Source organism: Adlercreutzia rubneri, assembly GCF_009755265.1.
Taxonomy (GTDB): domain Bacteria; phylum Actinomycetota; class Coriobacteriia; order Coriobacteriales; family Eggerthellaceae; genus Adlercreutzia; species Adlercreutzia rubneri.
On the sequence record NZ_WPOO01000006.1, the window covers coordinates 128,233 to 152,658 of the forward strand.

Annotated in this window: 23 protein-coding genes and 1 pseudogene; 17 read left to right on the forward strand and 7 right to left on the reverse strand. The window is 58.8% G+C overall.

Going from position 1 to position 24,426, the window contains the following annotated elements; all coding sequences use genetic code 11:
• The first annotated feature begins 327 nt into the window (after positions 1–327).
• From rplJ to GO707_RS05485, 7 genes and pseudogenes are all read left to right on the forward strand, one after another.
• Positions 328–849, forward strand: a complete 522-nt coding sequence (gene rplJ, locus GO707_RS05455) for a 50S ribosomal protein L10 (RefSeq protein WP_114539434.1) — start codon at positions 328–330, stop codon at positions 847–849.
• A gap of 91 nt (positions 850–940) precedes the next feature.
• Entirely contained in the window at positions 941–1,318 is a 378-nt protein-coding gene (gene rplL, locus GO707_RS05460) for a 50S ribosomal protein L7/L12 (RefSeq protein WP_114539433.1), read from the forward strand.
• Positions 1,319–2,141: 823 nt separating this feature from the next.
• Positions 2,142–2,231: pseudogene (locus GO707_RS12865) on the forward strand (twin-arginine translocation signal domain-containing protein); the annotation flags it as partial.
• Positions 2,232–2,261: 30 nt separating this feature from the next.
• On the forward strand, positions 2,262–4,838 hold the full coding sequence (locus tag GO707_RS05470) for a molybdopterin-dependent oxidoreductase (protein ID WP_231699514.1): 2,577 nt from the start codon (positions 2,262–2,264) through the stop codon (positions 4,836–4,838).
• Positions 4,839–4,840: 2 nt separating this feature from the next.
• Positions 4,841–5,422: a 4Fe-4S dicluster domain-containing protein gene (locus tag GO707_RS05475; RefSeq protein ID WP_114539431.1), complete on the forward strand. Its 582-nt coding sequence runs from the start codon at positions 4,841–4,843 to the stop codon at positions 5,420–5,422.
• A 199-nt stretch (positions 5,423–5,621) separates the two neighbouring features.
• Positions 5,622–6,257 carry a TorD/DmsD family molecular chaperone gene (locus tag GO707_RS05480; RefSeq protein ID WP_114539430.1) on the forward strand — a complete coding sequence of 212 codons (636 nt, stop codon included), beginning with the start codon at positions 5,622–5,624 and terminating at the stop codon, positions 6,255–6,257.
• 58 nt (positions 6,258–6,315) lie between these two features.
• The gene (locus GO707_RS05485; RefSeq protein WP_114539429.1) at positions 6,316–7,773 is read left to right on the forward strand and encodes a helix-turn-helix transcriptional regulator; all 1,458 of its coding nucleotides are present in this window, start codon (positions 6,316–6,318) and stop codon (positions 7,771–7,773) included.
• 107 nt (positions 7,774–7,880) lie between these two features.
• Here GO707_RS05485 and GO707_RS05490 read toward each other — a convergent pair whose 3' ends face one another.
• The 5 genes from GO707_RS05490 to GO707_RS05510 form a co-directional block, all read right to left on the reverse strand.
• Positions 7,881–8,798 carry a patatin-like phospholipase family protein gene (locus tag GO707_RS05490; RefSeq protein WP_114539428.1) on the reverse strand — a complete coding sequence of 306 codons (918 nt, stop codon included), beginning with the start codon at positions 8,796–8,798 and terminating at the stop codon, positions 7,881–7,883.
• Between the two features lie 82 nt (positions 8,799–8,880).
• The gene (locus tag GO707_RS05495; protein WP_157012435.1) at positions 8,881–10,131 is read right to left on the reverse strand and encodes a baeRF8 domain-containing protein; all 1,251 of its coding nucleotides are present in this window, start codon (positions 10,129–10,131) and stop codon (positions 8,881–8,883) included.
• A gap of 202 nt (positions 10,132–10,333) precedes the next feature.
• Positions 10,334–12,361 carry a heavy metal translocating P-type ATPase gene (locus GO707_RS05500; RefSeq protein WP_114539426.1) on the reverse strand — a complete coding sequence of 676 codons (2,028 nt, stop codon included), beginning with the start codon at positions 12,359–12,361 and terminating at the stop codon, positions 10,334–10,336.
• 8 nt (positions 12,362–12,369) lie between these two features.
• Positions 12,370–12,597 carry a cation transporter gene (locus tag GO707_RS05505; protein ID WP_114539425.1) on the reverse strand — a complete coding sequence of 76 codons (228 nt, stop codon included), beginning with the start codon at positions 12,595–12,597 and terminating at the stop codon, positions 12,370–12,372.
• Positions 12,598–12,667: 70 nt separating this feature from the next.
• Positions 12,668–13,072, reverse strand: coding sequence for an ArsR/SmtB family transcription factor (locus GO707_RS05510; protein ID WP_181869679.1), 405 nt, complete (start codon positions 13,070–13,072; stop codon positions 12,668–12,670).
• Positions 13,073–13,378: 306 nt separating this feature from the next.
• Here GO707_RS05510 and GO707_RS05515 point away from each other — a divergent pair, with 306 nt between their 5' ends.
• The 3 genes from GO707_RS05515 to guaA all read left to right on the forward strand — a co-directional run bounded on the left by GO707_RS05515 (position 13,379) and on the right by guaA (position 16,524).
• Complete coding sequence (locus GO707_RS05515) at positions 13,379–13,756, forward strand: sulfurtransferase (RefSeq protein WP_157012436.1); 378 nt, start codon at positions 13,379–13,381, stop codon at positions 13,754–13,756.
• Positions 13,757–13,927: 171 nt separating this feature from the next.
• Positions 13,928–14,803, forward strand: a complete 876-nt coding sequence (locus GO707_RS05520; protein WP_114539423.1) for a tyrosine-protein phosphatase — start codon at positions 13,928–13,930, stop codon at positions 14,801–14,803.
• 116 nt (positions 14,804–14,919) lie between these two features.
• On the forward strand, positions 14,920–16,524 hold the full coding sequence (guaA, locus tag GO707_RS05525) for a glutamine-hydrolyzing GMP synthase (RefSeq protein WP_335878761.1): 1,605 nt from the start codon (positions 14,920–14,922) through the stop codon (positions 16,522–16,524).
• A 483-nt stretch (positions 16,525–17,007) separates the two neighbouring features.
• Here the strand turns inward: guaA and GO707_RS05530 are convergent, their stop codons facing one another.
• Both GO707_RS05530 and GO707_RS05535 read right to left on the reverse strand, forming a co-directional pair.
• Entirely contained in the window at positions 17,008–17,190 is a 183-nt protein-coding gene (locus tag GO707_RS05530) for a hypothetical protein (RefSeq protein ID WP_114539421.1), read from the reverse strand.
• 115 nt (positions 17,191–17,305) lie between these two features.
• Positions 17,306–18,031, reverse strand: a complete 726-nt coding sequence (locus tag GO707_RS05535; RefSeq protein ID WP_181869678.1) for a helix-turn-helix transcriptional regulator — start codon at positions 18,029–18,031, stop codon at positions 17,306–17,308.
• A gap of 145 nt (positions 18,032–18,176) precedes the next feature.
• Here GO707_RS05535 and GO707_RS05540 point away from each other — a divergent pair, with 145 nt between their 5' ends.
• The 7 genes from GO707_RS05540 to GO707_RS05570 all read left to right on the forward strand — a co-directional run bounded on the left by GO707_RS05540 (position 18,177) and on the right by GO707_RS05570 (position 23,719).
• Entirely contained in the window at positions 18,177–18,995 is an 819-nt protein-coding gene (locus tag GO707_RS05540; protein WP_114539419.1) for a hypothetical protein, read from the forward strand.
• Positions 18,996–19,441: 446 nt separating this feature from the next.
• Positions 19,442–19,699 (forward strand): hypothetical protein, encoded by a 258-nt coding sequence (locus GO707_RS05545; RefSeq protein ID WP_147272688.1) that lies wholly within the window; start codon positions 19,442–19,444, stop codon positions 19,697–19,699.
• 121 nt (positions 19,700–19,820) lie between these two features.
• Positions 19,821–20,027 carry a helix-turn-helix domain-containing protein gene (locus tag GO707_RS05550; RefSeq protein WP_114539417.1) on the forward strand — a complete coding sequence of 69 codons (207 nt, stop codon included), beginning with the start codon at positions 19,821–19,823 and terminating at the stop codon, positions 20,025–20,027.
• 798 nt (positions 20,028–20,825) lie between these two features.
• On the forward strand, positions 20,826–21,830 hold the full coding sequence (locus GO707_RS05555; protein WP_157012437.1) for a permease: 1,005 nt from the start codon (positions 20,826–20,828) through the stop codon (positions 21,828–21,830).
• A gap of 157 nt (positions 21,831–21,987) precedes the next feature.
• Positions 21,988–22,932, forward strand: a complete 945-nt coding sequence (locus GO707_RS05560) for a permease (protein ID WP_157012438.1) — start codon at positions 21,988–21,990, stop codon at positions 22,930–22,932.
• Positions 22,933–22,983: 51 nt separating this feature from the next.
• Complete coding sequence (locus tag GO707_RS05565) at positions 22,984–23,346, forward strand: thioredoxin family protein (protein WP_197745987.1); 363 nt, start codon at positions 22,984–22,986, stop codon at positions 23,344–23,346.
• A 97-nt stretch (positions 23,347–23,443) separates the two neighbouring features.
• Positions 23,444–23,719, forward strand: coding sequence for an ArsR/SmtB family transcription factor (locus GO707_RS05570; RefSeq protein WP_114539525.1), 276 nt, complete (start codon positions 23,444–23,446; stop codon positions 23,717–23,719).
• The last annotated feature ends 707 nt before the right edge of the window (positions 23,720–24,426 follow it).

Genomic DNA, 24,426 nt, shown 5'->3' on the forward strand with positions numbered 1-24,426 from the left:
AAACCCGTTGACACGGGCGGGATTCGCTCTAGAATAGACGAGCTGCCCAAAGGTGGGCAGTGCAACGAACAGATATGTTCCGCTACTTAAGACAGCAGGTACCGAGTCTGCAACCGCCTGCGGGGCGTTCCGGAAGGGGCGACACCTGGCGCAACGGCTCGGTTTAATCGCGAAAGCGGCCCGCCGAGGTGGTCGAAGATTCGCAACCGTGAATTTCTGCGGCCTCCGTCTTATGGGCGGGGGCCGCTTTTCTCATCTTAAGGCTTGCGGCCCACCCAGCACAGGTGCGGAACCCGGAAAGCTTTGAGAAGGAGGTGTACGTACAACATGCCCAACGCTCAGAACAAGGAGATGCTCGCCAGCATCAAGGAGGATCTCGACGGCGTTTCCGCCATGTGGGTCGTGGATTACCGCGGCCTTACCGTGAAGGAGATGCAGCAGCTGCGCCGCGACATTCGCGAGACCGGCTCGGTGATGAAGGTCTACAAGAACACGCTGGTTCACCTGGCGCTCGCTGAGGCCGAACTGCCGACGCTCGACGATATGCTCGCCGGCCCCAGCGCGTTCGTGTTCTCCGGCAACGACGTGGCCGCATCGGCTAAGGCCCTGAAGACCTTCGCTAAGGCCAACGAGAACCTTGAGATCAAGGGCGGCCTGATGGAAGGCGCTGCCGTGTCGGCCGCAGAGGTGGAGGCCATCGCTTCTCTGCCCTCTCGCGAGCAGCTCATGGCTCAGATCGCCGGTGCTATCTCCGGCGTCGCTCGCGGTCTGGCTACCACCATCAACGGTGTGCCGCGCGGTTTGGCCCAGGTCGTCAAGGCCGTGGCCGAGCAGAAGGAAGCTGCCTAACAGCTCGGGCGGCCTGAGACGGGTCGCGTAACGCAAGAAGAAATAACGGTCGGCGCGAAGAGGTGCCGGCCCCCTTTGAAAGGAAACTAACATGGCTGTTACTCGTGAAGAGATCATTGAGGCTTTGAAGGAGATGTCCCTGCTCGAGGCTTCCGAGCTCGTGAAGGACATCGAGGAGACCTTTGGCGTGTCCGCCGCCGCTCCGGTGGCCGTGGCCGCCGCTGCTCCGGCTGAGGGTGGCGCTGCCGCCGAGGAGAAGTCCGACTTCGACGTCGTGCTCGAGGGCTTCGGCGACAACAAGATCGCCGTCATCAAGGTTGTCCGCGAGATCACCGGCCTGGGCCTGAAGGAGGCCAAGGAGGTCGTCGAGGGCGCTCCGAAGGCTGTCGCCGAGGGCGTGAACAAGGAGAAGGCCGAGGAGATCAAGGCGAAGCTGGAAGAGGCCGGCGCCGCTGTGACCCTGAAGTAAATTCGCTTTCGCGAAGACTTCTCCCAACCATCACGGTTGAACACAAGGACCCCGCTTACGAGAGGGGTCCTTTTTTGTCTTCGGAGGATTGCCGGCTCTCGGTCGGCTTAGCCCAGCCACTCTACGAGGGATGTGATGTCGCGCTGGGTTTGGGCGAGGCCGTCCTTGTAGGATTTTCACGAGGGCATCGTAGTCGGTGGTCTTGTTGGTGACTTCCATCTTGTCGGGATAGAAGATCCAGGCGGCGCCCGTCTTCTCCGGGCCTTCGTACTGTGGGGTGAAACCGTGACTGGTGGCGGTGTTAACGATAAGAAGCACCTTATCCTTGTATTTGGACAGCGGCACGTCGGTGTCGCCTTAGACTCTAACGCTGAAATCATAGATGCTCATGAGGGTTCCGAGTCTTTCATTTGCTGGCGTTCGCGTACGGGTGGTCCGTGAACGCAATGGATGGACATTGCGAACAATAGCGAATGACCGAGCCTTGATATTTGGAAATGGTTAGTCGTGCTTATTTGTTGGCATTAGAAGCGAGCGAGGGCATTTGGGAGATAGTAGTACGGTGCTCTAAATATTGCGTTCGCCTCGTCGCTGCCTTCGCTCGCGCCATCAGATGGTCGCATTGACGGCAACTTCACTATAGCTAAATAACAAAAAACCCAGGTCAAAACTGGACTCATCCAAAAGAACTAGTCCCCAAACCCGCAAACGTCTGAATAGATGAGGACAAGTATAGCCCCGCGTTCTATCTTGCGGATTGTCGGCGCTTGCAAACCGGGATGTTTGCAAGAACGCTTTATCCCGTGGAGAGAAAAGGGGAACTATGTCTAATACGGAGAAGAGATTGTCAGATTTGTCTCGAAGGGGCTTCATTGGCGCGTGTGCCGCCACGGTTGCTGCCTTGGGCGCTACAAGCCTAGGGTGCTCCGAAAACAACGTCCGAATGGCAGAGACAGGAGAGTTGGAAGAAGTTGAACCGGAGTGGAAGCCAGTAGTGTGCTGGGCGCATTGCGGCGGCAAATGTGGACTCAAAGCCTATGTGAAAGACGGCACCGTCCTCAGGCTTAAAACTGACGACACCCACGACGATTCTTTCAATCATCCTCAGCACCGCGCCTGCTTGCGTGGCCGCTCGAGAAAGTTTGACGTGTTCTCGAAGGACCGCGTTCGCTTCCCTATGAAGCGGAAGCACTGGCAGCCGGGTGGCGGCGATAACGTCAACGGTGACCTACGTGGCATTGACGAGTGGGAGCGCATCTCGTGGGACGAAGCTCTCGATATGGTGGCAGACGAAATAACGCGCATCAAGGAAACCTATGGAAACCGTGCCATTCTCGGAAGTGGTCAACAGCCCACGAACCGTACTTATGTTGATTATGAAATGTACATCGATTTTCCTGACTTCTTCATCAAGGGGCTGGAATTCTTCAATGTGCTGAATCTTTACGGCGGTCAAGTGTCCCATTACGGCACGGGCTCGGCGGGCTCTTTCCAGAACGTTCCCGAACTGGTGGGTTTTGGAACAGCTAATGCTGGTGGCGGCATCGACATGCTTAATGATCGACTTGACGCACGCAACTGCGAATACGCGGTCATGGTTGGCGTGAACCCTGCTTGGAGCTCTGACGGCACAACCTTGTGGGCGAATTTCGTGCCCATGAGAGACGCCGGATGCAAGTTTTACTGCATCGACCCCATGCATACGGACACGGCAGAGGTCTTGGGTGCGGAATGGGTGCCCATTCGCCCTGGCACTGATATCGCGTTTCTCATGGCGTGCGCCTACGTGATGATCACCGAGGATGATCCCAAGAGTAATCCGCTTATTGATTGGGACGTGGTCAATCGCTGCTCCATCGGCTTCGATGCCGAATCCATGCCGGAGGGCGCCGACACCGAGAGGAACTTCAAAGACCATATTCTGGGAATTTATGACGGTTGTGCCAAAAATCCCGAGTGGGCAGAGGAGATTTGCGGCGTTCCTGCAGGCAAGATTCGAGAGATTGCCTATGTGCTGGGTATGGAAAACAAGACGGCCCTGCTTTGTGGATGGGGTCCGGGGCGCTGCAACGACGTAGATAACCTTCCTCAGATTCTTATGGCAGTGGGGTGCGTGCTCGGTGGACATTTCGGCAAGTCGGGCCATATGACCGGCAGCAGCTTGCGCGACACCTCGGCAAGTGGCGGCAATGCGCTCATCAACCCGGGCTGGAGAAAGTTGCCATGCGTGCCCGACCCCGTTGATGATTGCATTCAGGATCCGCTGCTGTGGCCCGCGATTCTGGAGGGTCGCTACGTGTACAACGGCCTTGGCCAATTTCTCGAAGGCGAAGAGCGCGAGATTGATGTTCGCTGTATCTACAACTATTCGCTCAATATGCTCAGCCGTACGGAAGACCAGATAAAGGGTATCGAGGCCTACCGAAAGATGGATTTTGTGGTGACCCATGCGCTTACGTTCAATCCGAACGCCCAGTACTCCGATATCGTACTTCCCGTGTGCTCGCCCTGGGAGCTGCCGCCCCAGTTGGGTATGTTCACGGGGCGAGAGGCGGCTTTCTTGGGCGATAAGGTGTGTGATCCGCTCTGGGAGTCGAAGTCGGTCACGTGGATTGGACGCGAACTCCTCGCGCGCTGGGGCATCGACCCCGATTTGGCCTATCCGTACTCCGACGAGCAGCAATCGTTCTATCAGATTTCCGGGACGCAGATTATTGAGGACGACGGAAAGACCTTCTCGCCCCTTGTTACCTTTACCGCAGAGGACATCGCAGCCCTCGGCGTGGAAGGTGAGCCCCAAGAAGGTAAGATTTCCTACCGGGACGCGCTAAAGCAGGGCGTGATAACCGTACCCCGTTCTGAATCTGACAATCACGGGCACATCGCATACGAGGCGTTCCGAACTGCTCCCGAGGAAAATCCCCTCGCGAGCGAAAGCGGCAAGATGGAACTGTACTGTCGTCGCCTGGAAGAGCAAACCTCTCGCGCAGGATGGGGCGTCGTGTCCCCCGTGCCCGAATACGTCGATGATCAGAAGTTCGGCTATAAGGCGACATTTGCGAACTATGAGGCACGCGAAAAAGGCCCGTATCCCTTCCAGCTCTTCAATCCTCACTACCCCCGTACAGCGCACGCTCACTTCGATAACATCTTGGAGCTTCGCGAGGCATTCAAACGCCCGCTGTTCATAAGTCTGGAAGATGCCGAGTCGTTAGGCATTGAGACCGGCGACACGGTTCTCGTTGAGAACGATTACGGTCGGGTGGTGCGTCAGGCTTGTGTGACCAACCGCATCATGCCTGGCGTGGTTGGGCTACCCCATGGAGGATGGTTTGAGATGGACGAGCAAGGAAACGATCTAGGCGGATCCGGCGCCACGCTGTGCGGCTCGGTGACGGGCGGCACGGGCGTCTCGGGATACAACACCCAGATTTGCTCGGTGACCAAGGTGGATGGCAGCCCTGAAGATTGGGAGCGTCCTGTGGCGATGCCCGAATGCCAGAAAGACGAGGAGGAGTAACGATGGGACGTATGGGATTTTACTTCGACGCAGTCAATTGCATTGGTTGCCGAACCTGTCAGATTGCCTGCAAGGACAAGAATGCTCTTCCGGTGGGAATGTTGTTCCGCCGTGTGGTGACGGTAGAAGCGGGACGCTTCCCCGAGGGGTCATTCTTCCACATTTCCGAAGGCTGCAATCACTGCGAAGACCCTGCGTGTGTGAGCAACTGCCCTTCGGGAGCTTGCGCGAAGAACGAGCAGGGACTGGTAACTATCGATGAAGAGGTATGCATTGGTTGTCGGTCTTGCGTAATGTCGTGCCCCTATGGCCAACCCCAGTATGACGCGGAGGCAAGTGTGAGCCGTAAGTGCGACGGTTGTTCGGATTTAACTGCCGCTGGAGGGAACCCCGTCTGTGTCGATTCTTGCCTGATGCGCTGCTTGGAGTTCGGCGATTTGGACGATCTGCGCGCTCTTCATGGCGAAGGCTTGGTGTCGGAGATTCCGGTGCTGCCCTCCGCTAGCGAGACGAACCCTTCGCTGCTAATAAACCCGCGTGCCTGTGCTCTTGAAGAAGAATTCACTGTTCAGAGCGTCTATTAAGAGAATCGCCAGCGTTCGTCTATAGGGATGCTTGCTGGAAAGATGCGATTTGAAAAGCCGCGAAGGCGAGTGTTCGCGAAATGAGCGTGCGAGATGGAAGGCGATTGCAATTGTGCGCGGTCGCCTTCCATATGCTGAAGTTTTCAAATCTGAAAATGTTCGGAGAACTGTCTACCGAGCCGAAGGAAAGGAAAGGCCAATGAGCACAGACGTAAGCGTATTTGATCGGCAAAAGGCGGCTGCCTTCGGTTTGGTGCTGAAGGTGTTACAGAGCGTATTCGGCGCAGAGCCCAGTGTTGGACAGGTCAATGCGTTGCGCGAAGATACCTTCCAGGAAGCTCTTGCCCTTCTTGGGTTGGGAGGCAACGAGGCTATTGCCTGCGCTATGGACCAGTTTTTGACAGATGAGAATGACTTCCAGCGCATCGGGGAGGGATACTATCGCTTATTCGTAAGCCCTTCGCTCGAGGTTTCTCCCTGGGAATCCACGTATGTTGGCAACCCTCAGCTCCTCTTTCAGGAAAGTACCCTCGATGTTCGCAATTTCTATAAGTCACTTGGCTATGTAGCCGATAAGTTTCAACAGGTGGCCGATGACCATATCGCCATCGAGCTTGGCTTTCTTTCCGCCCTCTGTCTAAGAGCCGCCTTAGCCGACGAAGAGGAGGAGGGCCGTGCTCTCGTTGCAGATGCGGCCCGTTTTGCCGATGAGCACCTTGCCCGCTGGACTCCCATTTTTTCTAAGTCGCTGCAGGAGCGGGACAAAACGGGGTATTATGCTAATTGGGCGAAGGGGCTGGAGGCATGTCTCCTCGTCCTGAAGGAGTGTGCGTAGCCGGCGATACTTTGGAGGTGCTGGTAACTTGGCGAGAGGCGCGGCATCTACAAAGAGCATGGGCGGTTTGTTTGCGGCTTTGTCGGACGAGGGGAAGAAGTGGCCCGGCATTCATTGCTTCGCCCTGGCGTTTTATATGGCTTGGTACCATATGACGTTTTTCGGGGAGTCGTGGATTCGCTTCAATGCGGCGGGTCCCGTAGAGCGCATCTTTCTCTTCGTGGCTCCCTCTCTGACTCTTGTGGCAGCTTTCGTAGCAGCGGCGTTCCTTCCTCGTCGAACGTTGAGGGTTCTTTCGCTTCCGCTGGCTATTTCCGGCTTCGCTCTTGTTGCGACTGCGGGATCGCTGCTCATGCTGTTCTCCGTAGGGTTTTTGACCCCCTTTTTCTTCGGCCTCGGCTCATGCGTTTCGGCTGCGGGAATGGCTCCACTTGCCGTGAGGATTGGTCTTGATCTTGCTGAAGAGGGGCCCAAGCGTGCGTTTCTCTTTATCTCGGCATCGTCGGTTCTCTCAATGCTTATTTGGTTTGTGGTTTCGTGCGTCACTCTGATATCAGCAGGGCTCGTGTTGGCTTTGCTCCCGATGACGACGACGGCGCTGGTGCTCACTGGCCCTTATAGAAAGGGAGGGAAGCGAGCTGACGAGGCTGAGGAAGGCGAGAGGGGACTGCGCGTATCGCTTGTCGATTTCTGGCGGTTCTTCTCGGCGTTCTTCGTGTTTGCGGCTGTGGCTGGCATGGGGCGTGTGCTGTTCCTAGACGCCTCTCAGGAGGGTTATCTCCATTCGATGATGTTCCTCGCCCTGGTTTCCTGCTTGTCGCTTATGCTGCTGGCAGTTAAGGGTCTCTCGGTATCCATGCTACGTGGCGTTTACTATTTGGTTGTGGTCAGCTGCGTTTTTGCGTTACTTCTGGTGTTTGCGGTCGGGGTAGACGCTCATTGGATGTTCGAACTGACTAATGCGCTCTACCTGGTTCTCGATGTTTTGTCATGGTGCCTCATTGCCGCGGCTGCCTTCGTGGGTCGAAAGCGGGCACTTTGTATCGTTGCGTTTGGCCGCGCCGCATTTTTGGCGGGGTCGATAGCGGGGTATTTGCTCGGTGCAGGCTATCTAAAGTCGATTTACAGCTTCCAAGGGGGCGAATATCTTTGGGTTGCTCTTGTTCTAGTCGTGGTGTGTTGCGCGACGGTAGTTCTCTCGGGGGGAAACCTTGTGGAGCTGACCCAGGTATCGATTCAGGAAGCCCCTGAGGTAACTGATCGCTCTGCGTTTGATCTTCAGCAAGCCAGAGAAGAGTATCTCAACCACAAATGCGAGCGCATTGCGGCGCAGTATCACTTGCCTCCACGCACAGCTGAGGTATTGGGAATGCTGGCTGCGGGACGTGGGAACAAAGAAATCGCGGAAGAGCTTTGTATGGGGCTGAACACCGTGCGGACCCATGTACAGAACATCTACCAAAAACTTGATGTCCATAGCCGCAGTGACTTAGCTTCGTTCATTGAGCAATATTAAAAGGTCGTTCGTTCTACCCCTAGGATGGCGTCTTCGCGGCTTCCGAAAGAGCACCTGGCGATTTGCCTGTACTCTCCTTTGCGGGGTGCTCTTGCTTTATAGGCGGTTTAGCCCAGCCACTCCAGGAGGGAGGCGATGTCGCGCTGGGCTTGGGCGAGGCCGGTTTCGTAGGAGCGGACGAGGGCGTCGTAGTCGGTGGTCTTGTTGGTGACGTCCATGGTGTCGGGGTAGAAGACCCAAGCGGCGCCTGTCTTTTCCAATTGCTCTATCTCGTCGCAGAGCTCGTTGTAGGGCTGCCAGCGCGCGATGGTGCGCTCGGCCACGATGGGATGCTTGCGGAAGGCCGCGCGGAAGAGCGCCTGGGCGCCCCGGCTCATGGCGTGCTTACGGTAGCCGCGCGGCTGGGTGCGGATGATGCAGAAACGCTCGTAGCCGTCGGCGCGGGCGGCATTCAGCAGGATGCCCCAGCTATCTCCCATGCCGCCGTCCATGTAGGTGTGCCCGTCGATGGTGGTGGGCGGCATGAAAAGGGGCATGGTGGACGATGCACGCACTTTCAGCCCCAGGTCGTGGGCGTCCTTCACATCGGTGCGGGTCCAGGCGACGGTCTCGCCGGTGTCCCAATCCATGGCCTCGATGTGCATCTCGGCCGGGTTGGCGGCGAAGGTGTCCCAGTCGAAGGCCATGGGGTCGCCGGCGGGCGCGTTCTCGATCAGCTCCTCGTAAAGGTAGGGGCTGTTGAAGTAGCCGGTGCCCCGCAAGAAGCTGCCCCAGCCGCCGAAGCGCGGATACTTCACCAGCTCGACGAATGAGGCGCGAGCGCGGGTAGCGTCGCGCACCAGGTAGTTCACCGTGTGACTGGAGCCGGCCGAGATGCCGTAGACGCACCCGAAGTTCAGGTTGCGCGCGAGCAGTTCCACCACCATGGGCGCCGTGTAGCTGTTGCGCATGCCGCCGCCCTCGAAGATGAGCGCCACATCGGGCTGGTTGATGGCGAGGTCGGCGAGTTGGGCGGGGTCGGTCATGGAAGCTCCTTTAAGGGCATGAGAAAAGGGAGCCCGTAAGAGCTCCCTTTCAGTATAGCTATTTGTCACGCCGCCGTGGGCGTTACTCCGCGTAGCGGAAGAGGGCGGCTACCGACTTGTCGGTGGGCATCTGGTTCTGCTCGACGATGTAGATGTGGGCCTCTTGGGCCAGTGCCGCCTGGGCGAAGGCGTCGGTGATGTCGGGCGCGGCCGGGTCGATGTAGCCGTCATCGACCGGGTTCGGATCGCCGTCGAAGGTGACGGTACCGGTGTTGATGTCGAAGCCGCCGGGGAGGATCTTGCCCTTCACGAGGAACAGCGCTCCCACGCGGCGCTCGGCCAGCGCCATGCCGATGGCGTCGAAGTCGTCCGAGGCCTTGCCATGGGCCGCGTCGGCGCCGAACTTCTCGGCGGTTTCCTTGATATTCGCATCGCGGATGCCGTCCATCACGGCCAGCGACTCTTCCAGAAGCGCCTTGCCGTCAAGACCGGCGGGATCCTTCTTGATGCCGACGGGCAAGAGATGACGCAGCGTGGAGAGCTTGCGGAAGGCGGTCTCGTACTCCTCGTCGCAGCACAGGATGATGGGGGTGGTGTCATCGTGCACGAGGTAGTCGTTCACGGCCTTGTTCACATAGCGGAACCAGGGCAGGGCGTCGTCCTTCTTCACCTCGTTGCGGGACTGATGGTCGTGGTACTGGCCCATGTGGCCCTCCAGCGAGATGTAGTCCAGCGCGCCCTTCTCGCCCTTGCGAGCGTCGGCGGCGATGTCGTCGCTGTTGGCGAACAGCTCGCTGAAGAAGTCGTGCACTTCCTGCGGCAGCTGCTGGCGCTCCACATGGGTGCGGTCGCCCTTCACCCAGCTGAAGCGGTCGTTGCCCAGTTCCAGCACATAGTACTCGGTGCCGTACTGGAAGTTGCGCAAAAGCGGCTTGACGAAGTAGGTGTCGCCGGCGGCCACCATGGGATCGGGGGCGAAGAACAGGTTGTACACGTAGATGTCGTCGTTGTTCATGAGGAAGCCCAGACCCTCGCCGGCATGCAGCCAAAGCGGCATGTCCGGATGCTCGAGCAGGTAGTCGGCCTTCTCGACGATGCCCTTATAGGCATCTTTGTCGTAGGTTTCGGCGAGCGTGCGCTCGGCATCCTTCATCAGATCCTTGAACATGTCGCGATCCCAGATATCGCGGCGCTCCTCGCGCTCGGTGTGGTGCACGGGAATATAGAGCGACACGACGGGCGCGGTCACATCAGCGAGGATGGCCGGATCGAACTTTTCCATCACGTGAATGCTATCGGCGGTCTTCCGCAAGGTCTCCTTCTCGTCTTTCATGACGAACCTCCAAAGTGGTCGGGAACACAAAGTGCGCGCAGCAGTGTCGCGGCGCCGTTGCGTCTGGAAAGGCGACGGCGCGTGGTGCAACTGATGTGCTGAAAAGAGCATAGCCCCCGACGAGGAAAATCGGGGGCTATGAGCCAGCCTGTGAACGGGCGGTTGCCGAAATGCAGTTTAAAGTTGATTTGACCGCTCGCCTTTAGTCGAGGTAGCGCTTCACGTTCATGGCGCGCATGGCGTTCAAGATGGCGATGACGGCCACGCCCACGTCGGCGAAGACGGCCATCCACATGTTGGCGATGCCGAAGGCGGCCAGCACCAGCACGGCAAACTTGACGCCCAGGGCAAACACGATGTTCTGCCAGACGATGCCCATGGTGCGCCGCGCCAGGTGAATGGCGCGGGCGATGTCGTCGGGGTCGTCGTTCATGAGCACGATGTCGGCGGCCTCGATGGCGGCGTCCGAACCCATGGCGCCCATGGCGATGCCGATGTCGGCGCGGGTGAGCACGGGTGCGTCGTTGATGCCATCGCCCACGAAGGCGAGCTTGCCCTTGCCATTGGTGTCGCGCTCGGTTTGGGCGAGAAGCGCCTCCACCTCGGCCACCTTGTCTTGGGGAAGCAGCTCGGCGTGCACCTCGTCGATGCCGAGTTCGGCGGCGACGGCCCGGGCCACGGGTGTGCGGTCGCCCGTGAGCATGACGGTCTTCTTCACGCCGGCCGCGCGCAAATCGGCGATGGCGCGGGCGGCGTCGGGCTTCACGGTGTCGGCGATGACGATGGCGCCCAGGTAGGTGCCGTCGGCGGCCACGTAGAGCACGGTGCCCGGCACGTCGGTGGCCGTGAAGGCGATGTCATGGGCCGCCATGAGCTTGCCGTTGCCCACGAGCACGTTTCGTCCGTCCACGACCGCTTCCACGCCCTGGCCGCTGATCTCGCGGACGTCGCGCACCCGTTCGGCGGTTGTGGTGGAGCTGCTTCCGGGCCGCGCGCCAGTCGTGGTGGAGTCGCTGTCCGGTTGCGCCAGATTCGCGTCGTTGTCGCTGTCCGGTCGCGCGTCGGTCGTCAGGGAGTCGCGATAGGCCCGCACCGATTGCGCGATGGGATGGGTGGAAAAGGTCTCGGCCGCCGCGGCGATGCCAGCAAGCTCGGCCTTGCTTACGCCGGGGGCACAAACGAGCTCGGTCACGGAGAACGTGCCGTCGGTCAGCGTGCCGGTCTTGTCGAATACGACGGTCTCGGTGGAGCCGAGGGCCTCCAGGTAGTTCGACCCCTTCACCAGAATGCCGAGGCGCGAGGCGCCGCCGATGCCGCCGAAGAACGACAGCGGCACGGAGATGACCAGCGCGCAGGGGCACGACACCACGAGGAAGGTGAGTCCGCGCAGGATCCAGTCGGACCACTGACCGCCGAACAACAGCGGGGGCACGATGGCGAGTACAGCGGCCACGCCCACGACGATGGGGGTGTACACGCGGGCGAAGCGGGTGATGAAGTTCTCGGTGCGTGCCTTCTTCTCGGCGGCGTTTTCCACCAATTCCAAGATGCGGCTTACCGTGGAGTCCTCGAAGGGCTTGGTGGCGCGTACGACGAGTTTGGCCGTCAGGTTCACGCAGCCGGAGATGACCTCGTCGCCTGGGCGCGCCGTGCGGGGCACCGACTCGCCGGTGAGCGCCGCCGTGTCAATTTGGCTTTCGCCGGTCAGCACCGTGCCGTCAAGCGGGATGCGCTCGCCGGGCATGACGATGAACTCGTCATCGGGGGCGAGCTCGAAGGGATCCACCTGCTTCAGCTTGCCCTCCTCCATGACGTTCGCGTACTCGGGCGCGATATCCATCATGTCCGCGATGGACTGGCGCGACTTGTCCACGGCGTAGCTTTGGAATAGCTCGCCCACCTGGAAGAACAGCATCACGGCCGCGCCTTCGGCCATGTGCGGCTCGGTGTCGGGGAACAGCACCAGCGCAAACGCGCCGAAGGTGGCCACGGTCATGAGGAAGTCCTCGTCCAGCGCGTGTCCGTGAACGAGTCCGCGCAGGGCGCCGGCGATGACGTCGTAGCCGGCGATGAGGTAGGGGATGAGGAACAACGCGAACTCGGCGTACACGTCGCCGGGGGTGCCGAAGGCGGCGCGCAGGATGCCGGTCTGGGCCGCCACCTCGATGATGACGAACAGCACGAGCGCGACGATGATGCGGGTGAGGAGTTTCTTCTGCTTCGGGTTCATGGGGAATCCTAACGGACGATGCGGCAGTCTTTCTCGTAGCTGGTGCAGACGGCCTGGGCGGCGTCGACAATGGCGGCTAGGGCCTCCTCGTCGGCGGCGTCCGCGTCGATCATCAGCTTGCTCGTCATGAAGCTGATGGATGCTTTGTTCACGCCGGGCAGCTCATTGATGCCGGCCTCCATCTTCGCGGCGCAGTTGGCGCAATCGAGGTTCTCCAGTTTGAATGACTTGCGCATGATGGTTCCTTTCAATGTTGTTCCCACTCGATAGTGGCGGGCGGTTCGGTGAATCGCAAGGGGGACAGGGTTACTCGCACACGTGGGTCATGCCCTGGGCGAGCATGGTGTAGACGTGGTCGTCGGAGAGGGCGTAGATGACGTTCTTGCCGTCGCGGGTGGCTTTCACAAGGCGCGCCTGCTTCAACGTGCGCAGCTGGTGGCTCACGGCGCTTTGGGTGCAGCCGACGACGGCGGTGATGTCGCCGACGGATAGGCCGCCGCCCATGAGCGCGAACAGGATCTTGATGCGGGTGGTGTCGGAGAAGGCCTTGAACAGGTCGGCCACGTCGAACAGCAGCTCCTCGTCGGGCATTTCCGCGAACAAGCCTGCCGTGGCTTCGCGGTTGCAGCCGCAGGGGCAGGCCTCCAGCGATGCGCAGGCGCCTTCCACGATTTTGCCGGCTTCTTTCTCTATGGCTGTCGGTTCGCTCATCTCAGCTCCTTGCAAACTATTAAACATATGAGCAACTGTTCATAAGTATAGGCACCGCCACCGTTCTGTCAAGGGGTGGAATAAAAGATTTCGTTTGGAAGGGCAACGGAAGGGGAAGCGTAACGGCTCCGTCGCCATCGGAAGGCGCGCCAAAGCTACCATTGAAAGCAGAAAACGCGATAGGACGCAGTGCCGCATGCTTTTGCCTTGCACGATCCGGCCAATTCCCAATCATTGATATGAGCTGGGGAAGAAGGCGCGGTCGGTCGTCCCGTCGCGCCCGATGCGAATTTGAAAGGTGTTGCAATGAAGGCTTACCAAATCGTCGATGCCGACTTCGTGAAGCGCGAGATAGGGCGCATGCCCATCGTGGACGTGCGGCCGCCGCTGCGCTACGACCCGGCCCATATTCCCTCGGCCATCAACATTCGGCTCGATGTGGCCGCCGCCTCGGAGGATCCTGCCGAGGAGCTGGCCGAGATGTTCCAGGACAACGGCATTTTCCCCGAGGACGCGGTCGTCGTGTACTGCCAGATGGGCGTGCATGCCAAGATCGCCTGCGATTACCTGGCGTCGGCGGGTTACAGTAGACTGTATCTGTACGCCGGCAACATGAACGACTGGATACGCGACCCGGCGCGTCCCGTGGAGGCCTCGTCGGTTGCCTTCGCGAAGGCGTCGTAGGAGGGCGCGAAGACAGCCGGATCGCGCGTCCGGCGCCGCCGATATTGGCGCCCCGTCGCGACGAAACGATGACAAGGGCCGTCTGTCCGTGGCAGGCGGCCCTTCGCTGTCCTACCATAGGCGGGAGACACCGACGCGGGGGGCCCGCGTTCGCGAAGACGGGAGGCCGCTATGACCACGGAAGAGAAGCGCATCGACGAGGAGAAGTCCTCGCAGCTCGATAGACCCGAGCCCATTCCCGGGTTCCCCGAATTCGGGCACATTCCCTTTGAGGGGCTGCGCAACACGCGCGACTTGGGCGGCATGCCGACGGCCGACGGGCGCACCATCGCGCCGGCGAAGCTCCTGCGCAGCGGCGCGCTGCACAAGGCGAGCGAGCAGGATTTGGCGCGGCTCGTGGGCGACTACGACCTCGCCGGCGTCATCGACTTCCGCACCCAGCTCGAGCGCGACAAGGAGCCCGACCCTCGCGAGCTTATGGAGGGCGTGGTCTTCTACGACTTCCCGGCGCTGTCCGGCGAGACCATCGGCATCACCCACGGTGCCGGCGTGGCCCAGGACCTGAAGACCTTCGCCAGCTACAACGCCGGCCCCCACGAGTTGGTGTGCGGCATGTACCCGCAGATCCTGCTGGACGAGGCGGGGCGGGTCGCCTACACGTCGTTCCTCGAGGTGCTTTTGGAAGGCGACGGCGGAGCATATCTGTGGCACTGCACCGAGGGCAAGGATCGTGCCGGTTTGGGCGCCGTCATCGTGGAACGGGCGCTCGGCGTGCCCGAGGCCTACGTGCGCGCCGATTATCTGGCCACGAACCTGTTCGTCCGCAACCGCGCCGAGGGGATCATCGACGCCATCAGCGAGAAGCTGCGGCTTGCGCGCGGGCTCGATGCGGACGTCGACTCGCTGTTCTACGCCTACAACGACTACTACGACCGCGCCATGGCGGCGGTGAGCGCCAACTACGGCTCCTTCGACAACTACCTCACCGAGGCCCTGGATTTCGGCCCCGAGAAGCGCCAGGCCCTGCGGGCGAAGTACCTGCGGTAGTTGCGGCGGCCGACCACCCATTCCGCACTTTCTCGACATTTCACCTCGTAGAAATACCTCAGCGCGCGGGGAGGTGTAAAATCGCCCTCGAACATTTCGCGACCCAAGGAGGCATTGTGGCCGAGTCCGCTACCCCGGAACAGAAAGTCATCGTCGTCGATTTCGGCGCCCAGTACGGGCAGCTCATCGCCCGTCGCGTGCGCGATTTGCACGTGTATTCCGAAATCGTGCCCTGCGACATCACGGCCGAGGAGGTGCGCGCCATCGCGCCGGCGGCCATCATCCTGTCCGGCGGCCCGGCGTCGGTGTACGCGGAGGACGCCCCTTCCATCGACCCGGAGATTCTCGCCCTGGGTATTCCCGTGCTCGGCTTCTGCTACGGGCAGCAGGCCATGGCCGTGGCGCTCGGCGGGGAAGTGGGCCACACCGAGAAGGGCGAGTACGGCCCAGCGGTCATCACGCGGGCGGGCGAGTCGGCGCTGTTCGACGGCACCCCCGGCGAACAGACCGTGTGGATGAGCCACCGCGATGCTGTGAGCCGCGTGCCCGAGGGCTTCTCCATCACGTCGCGCACCGAGGTGTGCCCGGTGGCGTCCATGGAATACCCCGAGCGGCGCCTGTTCGCCACGCAGTTCCACCCCGAGGTGCGCCACACCGAGTTCGGCCAGACCATGCTGCGCAACTTCCTGTTCGGCGTGTGCGAGCTTGAGCCGGATTGGACCATGGACTCCATCATCGAGGACTCCGTGGAGGCCATCCGCGCCGAGGTGGGGGACGACCGCGTCATTTTAGGCCTTTCGGGCGGCGTGGACTCGTCCGTGGTGGCGGCGCTGTGCGCCCGCGCCATTGGCAAACAGTTGACCTGCGTGTTCGTGAACCACGGCTTTCTGCGCAAGGGCGAGCCCGAGGAAGTGGAAGAGGTGTTCACGAAGCAGTTCGACGTGGACTTCATCCACGTGCACGCCGAGGAGCGCTACCTGGAGCTTCTGCGCGGTGTGACCGATCCGGAACAGAAGCGCCGCATCATCGGTACGCAGTTCTGGAAGGAGTTCTTCGCGGTGGCGGAGGATCTGGCTCAGGACGGGCGCCCGGTGAAGTACCTGGCCCAGGGCACCATCTACCCCGACATCATCGAGAGCGGCGCGCGCAAGACCGGTGGGAAGGCGAGCACCATTAAGAGCCACCACAACCTGATCCCGTTCCCCGAGGGCGTGCATTTCGACCTGATTGAGCCTCTGGACCACTTCTTCAAGGACGAGGTGCGCGCGCTGGGCACGGCGCTGGGCCTGCCCGACTACATCGTGCACCGCCAGCCCTTCCCGGGGCCGGGCCTGGCCATCCGCATCATCGGCGACGTGGACGCCGAGAAGCTGAGCATCCTGAAAAACGCCGACGCCATCGTGCGCGAAGAGCTGGATGCCTACAACGAGCGTCTGTTCGCCGAGACCGGCGAGCGCAACAGCGAGCACGCCGTGTGGCAGTATTTCGCCGTGCTGCCGGACATCAAGAGCGTGGGCGTCATGGGCGACGAGCGCACCTACGCCCGCCCGATGATCCTGCGCGCCGTAGAAAGCTCGGATGCCATGACCGCCGACTGGGCCCGCCTGCCCTATGACGTCCTAGCCCGCATCTCCGGCCGCATCGTAGCCGAAGTCCCCGGCGTGAACCGAGTGGTGTATGATATCACCAGCAAACCGCCCGCAACGATCGAGTGGGAGTGAGCATTTGTTCGCTTTTTGGGGCATGAGCGTAATTTACTCCAGTTCACGGAGGCTGTCAAATTTGATGGACTCAACCAAAATCTGACAGCCACCAGTGAATCCTCTCACTTTGCCAAGACCGTCGAGATTGCTCGACGGTCTTTTTTCCCAGCTAGAGGCTAAGAAATGCTGTGTTTTCATCCAAAGTCCGTGCGCTTCCTTCATTCATGTTCACGTCCAGTAATCGCTATCAACCGGGTGCGGTGCTTGCAAGCCGCTCGCAACTATTTCACTTTCGAGCTATACGGCGCTGAGAATGCGCGATAGTATCGTTTTGAACTCACCCGCTTTTGGGAGGGCACACGATGGAAGAGTTCCCAGTTCAGACAATGGAGTAAAAATTCCGCCGATACTGCCTGAAATGCAGAGGCACCCACAGTATCGGATGCCTCATGAATACGGAGCAAAACTCAAGCTGCGGTGAGTAAATCAAAAAAGCATCTTCTAAGCTCGGAATGAAGCCTTCCAGAGCTCGTATTCCGCTTCGGTCATCTTGCCGGACTCCACATCGGCCAGGGCGCGGCTCCATGCCTTGAGGGCCTGCGTGAGCTTCTTCGCACCCTTGGTCTTATGATCGATGGTGATGGTGCCGACGGGTCCGGGAGCGATGCCGAACGAATCCTCCATCCTGAAGAGCGCCTCTAGCGCGTCCCTGGCGGAGTCGATCTCGTAGTCCTCCAGTGCAGTGACGGGAACGTCGAGAACGTAAGCCCGGCTTCTTCTATGAGACCGATGATTGCAATTAGTCTGCGATATTGCCGTGAATCCTTCGCAAGTACTCGCTAGCGAGCTCCGTTCTGTTCCCCACGCCCATCTTCGCATAGATATGCGCCAGGTGGTTCTTCACGGTATTCTGCGCTATGCCCAACTCGGAGGCTATCTCTCCGTTCGTGCGGCCTTTTACGGCGAGGAGAAGCACTTTGTGCTCCTGGGGCGTTAGCGTTTCCGCACTCTGAGGGTTTTTCGGAGCTTCTTTGGACCCCATATAACGGGACTCGCCCCAGTACCTCATTAAGGCACCCTCCACCAGGGTTCTGTCCCGGAACTCATCCAGGTTCGCCTTCATTAGTGTCAATGTGGCGTCCTCGACGATGCGGCAGTATTCCTGGATGAGGCGTCGCGGGGCATCGCAGTTCTCCCAAAGGAAGCCGGTTACCCATTTCCCGACGATCATCTTGGTTTCCATGTAGTTGGCCAGCGGGATGAAGATGTCGCTCTCGCCCTTGGTCAGATCTCCTGTGAACAGCAGGTTGCCGCGCGGCTCTATGGGCTCGTGACGCAACGCCCTGAAAAGCTCGTCGATCTCTTCTCGGGTCCAGCGGTCAAGCGATTCCCGCGAGAGGGAGGAAGCGCGTGATTGCGGGTAGCGGACGATATAGCTTGCGACGAGCCCGTCGACTAGCTCACCCATGCGCGATGAGAGGAAGTCGATGATCTGGTCTGCGCTCTCAGGATTACTCTGCTCCATCATGCTCCTTATCAGATTTATATAGTCCGATTGTACTAGTTAACATTCTCTCGCGCCATGGTCCGGGCGGAACTTCCCGCAAGCGCCCCATTCGGCGACCATATGGGCATCGAAACTGAATATGCGTCGCGAAAGGAGGTTTCGCATGTTCACAGAAAACTATATGGACTTCCTCAAGGATGTCCCCGGACAGGTGATGGAGGTCATGGCCTTCCAGCCGGGCACGCTCATCCCCGTCCACCCCGAGGCCCTCATAGCGATGCTGCTGTGCATGACCTTCGGATACCTGCTCTATGTGCAAGCCTTAAGGATCATGGTGCGCGAGAAGGTCGATCCCTATCCGATCTGGCTTCACTGCTGGATGATCTCCATCGACTTCACCGGCTCCATCATGTCCTGGCAGTGCGCTATCGAGCACGACTTCTTCTGGGTGTTCGTGCTGTTCGGCATCGGCCTTCCCATCTGGGTGTGCATGGAGGCGGTGTGCATCTACAAGTCGGTCAAGAACCATCGCCAGGAGGAGTTCGGGAGCCTGGTAAAGGGCGAGGTCACGCTAAAGCAGGGATGGGTCGTCGCCATCGGCATGGTCATCGTCGGCGCGAGCGTCAACCTCTGGGCCGAGACCCTTCTCGGAGGCTTCAGCAACTGGGCGGTCTTCATCATCTGGCCCTTCACGAACTATGTGTTCGCCTATTGGACCTGGCGATTCTGGCGCGAGCAGGGCATCAAGAACGGCAACCGCTTCCGCAACTCCATGGGCCTTCAGTGGATCATCACCATCCAGATCACGCTCATGTGGGTGCCCGGCCTCTCCTGGTATATCCAGCTGACGCCGTACCTGAACACGCCCGCGTACTATTTCTGCGGCATCGTGGCATCGGCTCTGGCGGTAATCAACCTCTATTACTGCTACAAGCTCCCCAAGAAGGAGACGCTGCCGAACGGGAAGAAGCCGATCTGGTAAGAATTCTCATCGGCAGAGTTTTAAAGTCGCCCTGGTCATCGCCGGGGCGACTTTTTGTTTGTCATCGGCCCAGTTATCGCGATTGCGGCGAAGCGTGAATCGCCGAGCTCGATGCGGATACTTGTCAGAAATGCTAAGAAACACCAGTTCAGACCTACGTGGACAATTTGTCCACGTAACTTTTCGCTGGGTCGAAATTCCACTTGAGCCTGACGCTTCCGTAAGAGTAGGAAGGGGTTTTAGAGCCTTGTGAGAAAATGTCCAAAGACAAGCGCGAGAGAGGGACGCGCTGGGAGAGGTTGGCGAAGGGTCAATTGCCAGATATCAGGTGCAGGAAGCTCTCGGATATCCTTGCTTCTAAATCCGACCACTATCCTTATTCGGACAAATACATAGCTGAGGTGCATGACTCGAAGGATAAGACCGGTAGGACCGAACGCGAGCATATGGTCGAATGGTTCCGTGCCAATGAGACCAAAGGCTCCGGCGCTTATTCCAGGCAGGTTCCCAACCAGAGCGCCCGGCGATGCTACAACGGCTTGATGAATGCGGCGTCTCTGCTATGGATCGCCGAAGCCGTAGGGATCGACGAGCCCACTGTTCGACGAGCCTACGAGGCGGCCGTGGCCGCCGATGACTACCGCCGCGCGTGCGGGGCAATCCGCAAGATCATCGCGTGGGACATGATCTACGCGCTCGCGTAGCGCGTGCGTGCCGAGCGGTTCTCTCCAGCCTTTCTCGCATTGTGCGTAAAAGGACTCTTCCCTGATACAAACCGCGCACTGTCATAATGGGAGCGCATATCGAACGGGAGAGGAATTCGCCATGGGTATCGTAAAGCTGAACATACTAGATGTCTTGCAAGAGAAGAACATGAGCCTGGAGGAGTTCGCGGCACTACCTGGGATTGGCGAGGAGAGCGCTAACAAGATCGGTGAAGGCCCAGTGTCGGCAGTGCGCTTCTCGACCCTGGCTGCCATATGCGACGGATTGGGCTGCAAGCCGGGAGATGTGCTTCGCCATACCGCCTAGCGACTATCGCCAAAGGGTTGTCGCGGGTGGCTTGCCCGTGATGACGCTGCGGAGACACCTCAGATAATACGTGAACTCAATCTGAACTCACTTTGAACTCAGGGTTTCGCGTTTCTGCTGGTCAGGAATTTACTCACAAGGCCTGTTTTTATTCCTGGACTATTCCCGTCGCGTAAATTTTCGGAGGTTCGAGATGACGAGCCTGAAATCCTGAACTCAAAACATGCTCAGATATAATAAATCCCAGTTCAGAGAACCAGGATTTGCTTCTTAGAGTTATTCCAGGCTTTAAGCCCTTTTCGCCTTCTTTGAAGTGAGTTCAAAACGATACTGAAATCAGTGAGCAAGGATTGGACGATGAAGCACGAGACGGAAATCGCAATGCCCATAAAACAAGAAAGCCCACTCGATACAATCGAGTGGGAGTGAGTTTTACCAGTTCAGAGGCGCTATTTTGCTTCACCATTACTTTCTAATTCTTTGTAAAACTGTGTAATTCTCCACAAGGATTTTGCAAGCCACTCGATTATCCTCTCACTTTCGATTTGATTGAAAATGACCCGTCAAAGCCTTGACGGGTCTTTCTTTTCCCGGTTCCAATACTGTATATTGGCGGCTTCTGGAGTGCTGTGCCTAGAGACAATGTTTCAAATATGCGCTTAGATTTCAGATTCCTTAGCTTTATAACTTTGAATTGTTTTAAGAATCCAGCGATTCATAGACTATACATTGACACATTTCAATGTATGAATATACTAAGCGTATTACATAGACGGTTATCGATGTAAAGGATTTATAATGGAAGTGGTCGGCTCGTACCTTATGGATCAGGTGCTCAAGATGCAGTGGCTTTCGGATCTTGTGACCATGCTCGTGGGCGCATTCGGTTTGGACGTCAACTCCCAATGGGGAGGCACGATACATTTCCTCATCTACGACACCGTCAAGATAGTCATTCTGCTCTGCGTGATGATCTTCATCATCAGCTACATTCAGAGCTACTTCCCGCCCGAGCGCAGCAAGCGCATCCTGGGGCGGTTCAAGGGCATCGGCGGCAACATCGTAGGTGCTTTGCTTGGCACGGTGACGCCGTTCTGCGCCTGCTCTTCTATCCCGCTGTTCATCGCGTTCACGCGCGCGGGGCTCCCGCTCGGGGTGACGTTCTCCTTCCTCATCTCGTCTCCCATGGTGGACATCGCCTCCATCATCCTCATCATGAGCATCTTCGGCCCGCACGTGGCCCTCATCTACACGGTGGTGGGACTCGTGATCGCAGTGGCGGGGGGTACCGTCATTCAGCACCTCCACATGGATGACCAGGTGGCCGACTTCGTGCGCGGCGAGGCGGTGGACGCCGTGCAAGCCGAGACGATGACGAAGCAGGAGCGCGCGACCTACGCACTCGGGCAGACGGCGGAGACTTTCAAGAAGGTGTTCCCCTTCATCCTCCTGGGCGTCGCCATCGGCGCGCTCATCCACAACTGGATCCCGCAGGACATCGTCGAGGCGGTCTTGGGCGACGGCAACCCGTTTGCCGTCGTGCTCGCGACGCTCATCGGCGCTCCCATCTACGCCGACATCTTCAGCACCATCCCGATCGCCGAGGCGCTCTTCGGCAAGGGCGTGGGACTCGGCACCATCCTCGCGTTCATGATGAGCGTCACCGTGCTCTCGATCCCCTCGCTCACCATGCTCTCGCGCGTGGTGAAGCCGAAGCTGCTCGCCACGTTCGTCGGCATCTGCCTTATCGGCATGATCATAAGCGGGTACGTGTTCAACTGGCTGCAGCCATTGTTCGTTTAGGAGCTCTTATGTGCAGGTGCAAGAGAAGACATAGATGCAGGTCGGTGTAGGCCTCCCGGGTTTCAATTGACGACCGTATAGCTGATTCGATTGATTGCGGCCGATGGGCTTTGGGCCATACCCCTTCCCATCGGCATGCGAACCCAAGGAGGCATAGATGTTCGACAACTTATTCACCGTGGAGAACCTGCTCAACGTTCTGGGCACGTTCGCCTACCTGTTCGGGGAGCTCTTCCTGCTCTTCATCGCCATAAGCTTCTTCGTGGCCCTGTTGCAAGTGTGGGTGTCGAAGGACCGCATCAAGCGCATCCTCTCTCGTCCCCACAAGGTCACCAACGCCGTGCTCGGCGCGGCGCTCGGGGCGGTGACGCCGTTCTGCTCATGCTCCACCATCCCCGTGCTGGTGGGGCTCTTCAAGAGCGGCGCTCCGTTCTCGGGAGCCATATCGTTTTTGATGACATCGCCCATCCTCAACCCGGCCATCATCGCGCTTTTGCTCGTGTTCTTCGGGCCCGTTCCCACGCTGGTTTACACCGTCATCACCTTCACGTTCGCGGTGTGCGTGGGGCTTCTGCTCGACGCTCTCGGGTTCTCCCGCTACATCAAGAACGTCGTCGTCAAGGGCGGGTGCTGTGGAGGCGACGAGGTCACCTGGGAGAACCTGAAGGGGACGTTCTGGCAGAAGCAGGCTCAGGCATGCAAGTACGCCTTCAAGGACGCCATAGGGCTGTTCAAGGGGGTCGTCGGGTGGCTGCTCCTCGGCGCGGGCATCGGAGCCTTCATCTACGGATTTGTTCCCACCGAGCTTCTGGAAGGGCTTGCCGGGGCGGACAACCTCTGGGCCATCCCGCTTGCCGCCGTGATCGGCATCCCCATGTACATCCGCGTGGAGACGATGATCCCCATCGCGGGGATCCTCATGGAGAAGGGCGTGTCAGCGGGCGTCGTCATCGCGCTCATCCTGGGCGGCGCGGGCTGTTCCATCCCCGAGGTGTCGCTTTTGAACAGCATATTCAAGAAGCCCATGGTGGTGACGTTCGTGCTGTGCATCCTGCTGGTGGCCATAGGCACAGGCTTCGCGTTCACACTCGTCATGCCCTAGCGGCATGAGAAGCATATAGCAATGAAGGCCCATTAGAGAAAGGATAGGAAGATGGGACTGTTCGGAAAGGTGTTCGGCAAAGAGGACAAGAAAGATAGCTGCTGCTGCGACATGGAGATCGTGGAGGTACCCGAGGGCGAGGAGGCACCTGCGGCATGCGAGTGCGATTCATCTGGGGCGGATGCAGTCGTGCTGACCGTGCTGGGGCCGGGATGCAAGCGCTGCCACCAGCTCAACGATAACGCGCAGGCCGCCGCATCGAAGGCGGGCGGCGCGGTGAGCGTGGAGTACGTCACCGACCCGGTAGCGATAGCCGAGGCGGGCATCATGGCTACGCCTGCGCTTCTCGTGAACGGCAAGGTCGTCTCGCAGGGCAAGGTGCTCGCGCAATCGGAGATCGAGGAGCTCCTGTAGGCGGAAGCCGCTATCTGACGGGGTGCGTTCTGCGCTTGACAGCCGTAACATCCTGATTGAATATATAGATAAGCATCAATTTCTAAGGTTTGGAATCATGGAGACAGAGAAGACAGCGCTGCTATTCAAGGCTCTCGGAGACGAGAATCGCTTGCGTATCCTAAAACTTGTATCCCAAGGAGAGGATCTCTGCGCCTGTCGTATTCTCGACGAGCTCGACATCACCCAGCCCACCTTGTCTCATCACATGAAGATATTGAAGGATGCCGGTCTGATCAGCGCTAGGAAGCAAGGGCGCTGGATGCACTACTCGATCAGCGAGAACGCAATCAACAAGGGCGTTGAGTGCCTACAGCGTTTTCGAACGGAATAGGCACTCTAATTCGCGACTAGTCTAGTTCATGGAAGCTGCTGGAGGCTTTTCTTCTGCTGAATGGCCGAGGGCATCCCTCGGCCTTTCTTATGCTCTGCTATCTCTGCCTTGACCTAAGTCAGTCTAGTCTCCGCAGAACAATGGCTCTCGCATGGCGGCTAATGGCTTGGATGTGATGTTTTACAGTGATTTGGCCTTCGGAGACACTGAACTCATCGTGAACTCACTTTGAACTCATGGTTTTTCGTTTGCGCAGTTCAGGACTTTACACCCATAGTCTGTTTTTATTCCTGCGTTATTCCTGGGTATAAATGTGAGTCCTGTATAATGGGTAGTTGAACTCAACATAAACATGTGCAGAGAGTTTCGGCTGGTCAGACAAAGTGTTTTCTAGTTTTCTTATTTACTCCCTCATGCTAAGACTAGAGATTGCGAAATAAGTGAGTTCAAATTGGTACTAGGAATGCTCGACACTAGTCGGACATCCTATGATGAGGTGATACGAAATGACTCTGCTCGAACAATTATCCGCCCCTAAAACTATCGAGTGGGAGTGAGTATTACCAGGTCAGAGGCACTATTTGGCTTCACTAGCTTCGCGGTAAGGAGGCCATAGATGCCTGCCTGTTCTAGTTTTCTCGAAGTGTCGCCTGCTCAGGGCCACTGTGACAATTTGTCACAGTGGTTCAGGAGGGTCTTTTGATGGG